We start from the raw sequence: 4,260 nt of genomic DNA, 5'->3' as shown, positions 1-4,260 counted from the left end.
ATTCATCGATCTTTGCAGACCAGTATGCTTCTTTTTCTTTTCTTTTCAAATAAATACCTCCCAAAATATGCTCTATGGGAGGAGTATCTCACGAATCTACTTCTATTAATATGTGTTCACTGTTTGACGCTTACAATTAGACAATCCTTTGCACTACTCACAACAGTTTAGCAACATGACAAAGCACTTTATGTTATGTATGGGATTCATCGAAAAATCCAATAAAAAAGGGAATACCAACGTCGGCATCCCCTTGAAAGTTTATACATTGACCATAAACGTCTGGCTACTCAAATACTGAATCGTAATCGACATAGTTACAACAGCTTGACTCGAACTTGAATTGTGGAAGAAGTTACGACTTGTTGTTAAAAATAGATACGTAGCACGTTAATCGAATTACATATGAATAAGATGTGAAGCTCCATCTCAAAGTGTCACTAATCTTTTTTTCTAATGTGTTACGTTAACCACGATGAATCGTATCGTTCAACTTCGTTCGATACTTGTTCGTCCAAGTATTTGCGTCCTTCACTAATTCATCGAAGAAATCGGCTACATTCTCACCAATAGAACAAAGAAAAAACTAATACTATTCCTCCCCATCATTGAAATGAGGGCTTCCTGGTGTCAGTGTTGTGAAATGGAGTTTATAATTTTTCTTGATACGGGCATATTCATTGGTTTTCGAATGTCTTGTAAAAATGTTCTCCCCCGAAGTATTAGCATTTTCATTCTAGAAAAGCGCTTATGATAAGAAACCAGCTAAGTGGGGCTGTAAAACTTATTTCCCGGGAATAATGGTCTTTTTCTTTTCCTTTCTAAAAAGTTCCCACACCGCACATATACACATCAAAATCCCAAATATCGTAATAAAAACGACAGGAGATATGATTTTAACGAAGCTGAAACCTATCATCGCGCAGCCAACAATCAAATAATGATGGACTGCGTGTAAATGGTAGGTATCTTGCTCAGCATGCCAAGCACGAAAGTACCCTTGTAACAATCCAAGAATAACCTGTAAAAAAAGGACCACATAAGGGAGAATGTCAGATGAGTTCTTTATACCGCCTATCAGGATATACACGATCCCCATCCCTGCATAAATGATGACTATATACGAATGGTCCTTATTTGTTCTTGATTGTGCGATTCGATATCCCCAGGCAGCCGCGAAAGAAAATGTCGCAAAGAACCAGGCAAATAAAGTAAACGTCAAAGATACTTCTTTTAACCAAATAATATAATATGGGAAAATAACAACCTGCCCCACAGTGACCACTAGTGGTAAATAGCGCGTACTCTTATGATTCATGCTGCGTTCCCTCATTTTACATAATAGTCATAAAACATATTCTGGAATACGTTATTTGGATCTCTACGTAATTTTTCCTCCGCAAACTTCTCCCACTGAGGATAGGAGCGCCTGAACTGTTCCTTCGTCTGATAACGATAATAAGGTAAATAATACGTTCCACCATGGTCTAATGTCAGATGGGTCCAGTTTTGGATGACAGACGTCGCTTCTGTAATCTGCTCTTCCTTTAACCCATGCTGCATTAAAACAACCAAACCAAACATATCTTCTTTGGCATAGTTTAATGTAGTGAAACGATCCGCAGCGGCATATCGAATCGTTATATTATGGATTTTAAAATCATCATTTTTATCATTAGCCGGGATTATATTCTTCAACTCGTTCATATAGGCTTCAAATCTATGAACCGGAATAAAAAATTCCTGCAACACTTCCACACGACCCGGCTTCGTATATTCCATGAACGTAGATTCCGAACGCATCGCATTATTTCGGGTAATCTCTTTCCCATCAATAGAAGCAATGTAACGCTTTTGTGTCCCCCAAAACAGATTTTCTAAAGCGCCCCCATGCCGTCCAATATCAAGTGCTAACTTAGTTAAACGAACACTTTGCTCTTTTTTTAGCGCCGTCGTATAATCTCGTTTTTCTGTCTGCTTGTAATTGATCACATACATTTCATCTAAAAAAGAATTGGGTGCTACACTCACTCTGGCATAGTGCATGGCCATATGTTGATCATTCAATAACTGGTCGAAATAGGAGGCATACGAGCCTATTTTCAATTTCTCTGTTTGAATCGTATATAGATGGTTTTCCGTTACTTCCACTGTCACATCTACTATCACGCCAAATAATCCATAGCCACCAAATATGTACTTCATCCATTCATCCGGATCCTCTCGGGTCAAGGTCTTGATGTCACCTTCAGGGGTAATGATTGTCATAGCCTTTACCGTTTCTGCCATCGAACCAAAGCGGATATCTCGCCCATGTGCATTTACAGATAGTGAACCACCAATTGTAAAAATTGATTGAGATTGCGTCACTTTCAAAGCCAGTCCAACAGGCTGTATGGCCTCCTGCACATCTTCCCAAGTGGCACCTGCTTCGACACGAACCGTTTTTTGCTGTTCATCTATTTCCAAAATACGATTGAATGTCCGCATATCTAGAACGACTCCGTTTTTGTAATACGTGTGGCCACCTTGTGAGTGCTGCAATCCGGCAATTGCAATTTGTTGCCCATTCACGTTCGCTCGTTTCACAATCCTTTGCAAATCACTTCGATTTTCCGCTTTTACTACTCTTTCAATACGTTCAGGCAGTAGCCCGGTGTAATCTGTGACTAAACCGCTTTGAGAGAGCCCATATTTCCTCTTCTCAATCGGAATGTTCCATAAGATAACGGATACAAAAATAACAACTAGACTTCCAAGGAACCAGGGTTTCTTTACTAAGAGTGCTATCGTTTGCATGTGATCTCCTTATCTAGTCAGAATTTTAATCTAACATTCAGGCATTAATAGTCCCAGATTATGAAGTGCCATTTTAAGTCGGAATTACCTGTACTTATTCACAGTTTGTTATTGATATTACTATTCAACAATCAATATTTTGTTATCTTTGATTGTGAAGTTTCCGTACTTTCTAGATAGAACCACTGTTTTAACTGCATTCTTCCCATTTGCAAACACTAATAAAAATCGATCTTCAAGTACATCGATGCCTCCATTGTCGCCTTTAAATCGGATATCCATCGAATCCTCAATTATTTCATTTGTTGAATAAGGACCAAATACCTCAACGGCATCCCATTCAAAATCCGTCATTGTGGTTAAATCCATTTGCTTTTCCTCTTGCTCTAAAATAGAATGTATCTCCTTACCTAAAATCGTATCCTGGCTTGCCCTATTCCCCAAAAAAATAGCACTTAAAATGATAAGAGTAATAATTAATACTATCAAAGCTATTTTACGCATCTCGTTGCTCCCTTTTTTCTCCTGCTTTCTATGCGTGCAATATCATCTACTTCATTTATTTAACGGAACTATCCATCTATCTTTAAAAATCCAAGTGGTTCATTTGATAGGTACCTCTAATTCATGAATTGCATCCAATGATAGGGTCGTGGATAGAACCCGTTAATTTAATAAGGAGTTATTGTTCCAATATCCTTTTTAACTCGTTCGTTTGTTCCGCTGTAAGAGCAGAATAAGTATCTGCACCTTCACTGTATAAAATTGAGCTAGTATCATCTTGATACCAAACAGATCTCCGTATTTCAGCAATACCTTCCTTGGGTCTGTCGAGTGAAAAGAAAGTGTCTGCCACTTCCCCTAAGTCTTTTGGTTTTTCCACATCATTTTCATCATTAAGGATTTCTCTCAAAGTTCCAATTGATGCCGAATCTTTGATATCACTATGAAACTTTATGCCTTCGCCTCCATCGTCAATAAAAGGAGTACCTATCTTGAGGACCTCCTCTTTTGTACATCCAATAGCCATTACTGACAAAATTAATACAGAAAAAATAAAGACCAACTTTTTCATTTCAATTACCTTCTCTCAATAGCACTTGTACTTGTAGTAATTTTGCAATTCAACAATTTTCGTTATTTTTACATGTAAAAAATAAAGAACAACTACTAATTTACTTATTCGGTTATTTCGTCCGTTTAGTACGAAGTGATAGTTCATTTAACGCGCCGTTAGCTAGATAGTGGTTTGAAACCGTTGATCTGCGCTGCAACCGGACGCTTTCTGGAGGGCGGGCGGTGAACCACACCCCTCGCTTCGCTCGCTGGGTGTTTCACCTGTCCCGCTGATCCTCCCAGAGCCATTCCTGTCTGGTCAGTGAGGCCCTATTGAAAAAGAAAAGTCCCCTTGTTATCATTCAGGGTGTCAAGGCATCGACGACTTGACCCGGAATCATAAAC

General features: G+C 38.7%; 5 protein-coding genes. All 5 read right to left on the bottom strand.

Going from position 1 to position 4,260, the window contains the following annotated elements; genetic code table 11:
- Nucleotides 1-466: 466 nt before the first annotated feature.
- The 5 genes from CSV72_RS16605 to CSV72_RS16345 all read right to left on the bottom strand — a co-directional run bounded on the left by CSV72_RS16605 (nt 467) and on the right by CSV72_RS16345 (nt 3,874).
- Nucleotides 467-571 (bottom strand): DUF1048 domain-containing protein, encoded by a 105-nt coding sequence (locus tag CSV72_RS16605; protein WP_143561186.1) that lies wholly within the window; start codon nt 569-571, stop codon nt 467-469.
- A gap of 213 nt (nt 572-784) precedes the next feature.
- A complete protein-coding gene (locus CSV72_RS16360) occupies nt 785-1,318 on the bottom strand; it encodes a hypothetical protein (RefSeq protein ID WP_099679222.1) in 534 nt (177 codons plus the stop codon).
- Nucleotides 1,319-1,329: 11 nt separating this feature from the next.
- Complete coding sequence (locus CSV72_RS16355; protein ID WP_233191348.1) at nt 1,330-2,799, bottom strand: FAD-binding oxidoreductase; 1,470 nt, start codon at nt 2,797-2,799, stop codon at nt 1,330-1,332.
- Nucleotides 2,800-2,919: 120 nt separating this feature from the next.
- Entirely contained in the window at nt 2,920-3,303 is a 384-nt protein-coding gene (locus CSV72_RS16350; RefSeq protein WP_099635400.1) for a hypothetical protein, read from the bottom strand.
- Between the two features lie 178 nt (nt 3,304-3,481).
- Nucleotides 3,482-3,874 carry a hypothetical protein gene (locus tag CSV72_RS16345; protein ID WP_099679221.1) on the bottom strand — a complete coding sequence of 131 codons (393 nt, stop codon included), beginning with the start codon at nt 3,872-3,874 and terminating at the stop codon, nt 3,482-3,484.
- Nucleotides 3,875-4,260: the final 386 nt, after the last annotated feature.

Origin of the sequence: Sporosarcina sp. P20a (assembly GCF_002743175.1) — a bacterium.
GTDB lineage: Bacteria > Bacillota > Bacilli > Bacillales_A > Planococcaceae > Sporosarcina.
Note: the sequence above shows the minus strand (reverse complement) of the source record. Positions and strands in the feature narration are given on the sequence as shown.

Excerpts from the sequence above, each read along its gene's own strand:
- CSV72_RS16360 (WP_099679222.1), bottom strand. The coding sequence starts at position 1,318 with ATGAATCATAAGAGTACGCGCTATTTACCACTAGTGGTCACTGTGGGG.
- CSV72_RS16345 (WP_099679221.1), bottom strand. The coding sequence starts at position 3,874 with ATGAAAAAGTTGGTCTTTATTTTTTCTGTATTAATTTTGTCAGTAATG.
- CSV72_RS16350 (WP_099635400.1), bottom strand. The coding sequence starts at position 3,303 with ATGCGTAAAATAGCTTTGATAGTATTAATTATTACTCTTATCATTTTA.
- CSV72_RS16355 (WP_233191348.1), bottom strand. The coding sequence starts at position 2,799 with ATGCAAACGATAGCACTCTTAGTAAAGAAACCCTGGTTCCTTGGAAGT.